This window comes from Sphingobium sp. AS12 (genome assembly GCF_019097845.1).
Lineage (GTDB): Bacteria > Pseudomonadota > Alphaproteobacteria > Sphingomonadales > Sphingomonadaceae > Sphingobium.
This window is the reverse complement of the sequence record NZ_JAHRGM010000072.1, coordinates 1-1,947: the sequence shown is the minus strand read 5'-3', so window position 1 is coordinate 1,947 and position 1,947 is coordinate 1. Positions and strand designations below refer to the sequence as shown.

The following is a 1,947-nucleotide window of genomic DNA, read 5'->3' as shown; positions in this document are numbered from 1 at the left end:
ATTTTAAATGATATGCTTAATGAATAGAAGGGAGTAATAAAGACCCCCAGAGATAGATTGCACAATGTTTTATTAACTTTAAATATTTTAATGCTAAAGAGAAAGAAAGGAAAGCTTTGAGAGACATTAGATAGTAGGAAAAACTCCTGAATTAAATTAGCCTGTATATGTTAAATATGTGTGGATCTCAGAATGGAAGTCAAAATATGTGTTACATTGGGGAAGAGGTTTTGCTTTTGTTTCCACAGGAGAAGAAAAACTTTGGATGCCATCAAAGTTGATCAAGATTCAAGTTGAAAAGGAAAAACCGTTCTATGAGGACAAATGGCAGGTATTCTACTAAGTTATATCTTATAACTAAATAGAAACCTCCCAAAGGAAAGGGAAGTGTTTTGCTTTTATCTTCACAGGAAAACTCATCTCCAGAAGTCAAAGGACACTGCATGGGTAGATACTTAAGAAGAGAAGGTAGCTATAACCATCAAACAAAAGGAACGTGCCATACGGTAAACTTTACAGCTGTCTCTCAGAGAACTTTATTTCTCTTTATTTCCTAGTCCCTATTCAATTAAACCAATGCTGGACTTAGAGGTGGATTTGGCTTTCCTCCTCTAAAATCCAAGCACATTATTTAACTAAGCTTTAGTGTTTCTGTGTTGTATCAAGAAGCCAATTGATGTAATACAGAATAAAAGAAGAATTTGGGGACTGTCTTTGTCTTTTCTTGGATCTTTCTTTCAAGGTGTACACCCTCTCATAATTGTTATTCTCCCATGGTTGCCTTGCCCAGTATGTGTACATTACAAGTAAACATTTCTCTGCTAACTGTTTATGTTTGAGTCCCACACAGCCAATGAAGACCTGCCTGACAGCAATCCCTGGACACCCTGGAAAGAAAATGGGCCACACCTCCTCGACTGCACTGGATCCAACTTGCTCCATTTCAACTGACACTCCGGCCAGAGGTTCGGGTACTGACTTCAATCAAGTTGAGGATTTCAAGCGAGATCTTCAATCAAGTGAATCCCATCTAACATGGACTGGATACAATCCATTCAAGACTTTTACTACACTAACATTTTCTTCCTACAGGACCCCACATTACTATCGTTGTTCCGATTTCAGCAGAAAGTAATTTGGGGGATGCTACGCTCCCTTTCCACATTGTTGTCATTTAGGATACTGTATATACCTAGTTAGGGATAGCTTCCTATTGTTTATGGTTGGGATTGGAAGGAGGTGTTCAGGCTTGGACACCTCTTTCAGATGACTTTAGGGTTTAGTTAAAATAGATAGTTAGGATGTGACATAAGCAGATTGTTGTGTCTTCTTATAATTTACACTGTTAAGTTTTAATCCTCTTTTAGACTAAAAGGGGAATTGTAGGGGATGCTGTAGCTATGCCTGGTTAGGAGCTGGCTACTGGTGTGCCTGACCACAACTGCAAGGGCGTGGTCAGGGTGATGTAGATTTTGGGACATTCAGGTGGCTGGTTTCGGTTTCACTTTCACTTTCAGCTTGCTGTACAGACTGCTGCCCGATGACTGGCTAGATTCCTCTGTAAGCAAGGCTTTTTCCCTATTAAAATACCTTGTATTTCTACTTGGTTCCGTATTGCTAATTTCCCACATTACTAAATAATGAAGGAAGAAAAACTACTGATAAGAAAAAATGGAACCAAGTTCAAAAATTAAAATTGCCCAAAGTTTCTCCAGTACATCTGAAAACCTAATGAACTTCATGAATATAAATTAAAGCTCCAAACACTACAAATATTAAGGGTATTTTATCAGATGCCTGGTACTGGTGAATAGGTGTGGAAGGTTATCATTACAGTGAATCATTTTTCCCTTCACATCTGAAGTGTGTTTTATGTGGAAGTTTTAGCTCAAGTAACAAGCCCTGCCTCACCTTTTTCTCACCACCATTTACTCTGTTTATCTGATC

1 protein-coding gene is annotated in these 1,947 nt (G+C 38.4%); it reads left to right on the top strand.

The genetic code is table 11. The annotated features are described in order from the left end of the window. Positions 1 to 178 precede the first annotated feature (178 nt). Positions 179 to 343, top strand: coding sequence for a hypothetical protein (locus KRZ98_RS24685; RefSeq protein WP_368389860.1), 165 nt, complete (start codon positions 179 to 181; stop codon positions 341 to 343). Positions 344 to 1,947 lie beyond the last annotated feature (1,604 nt).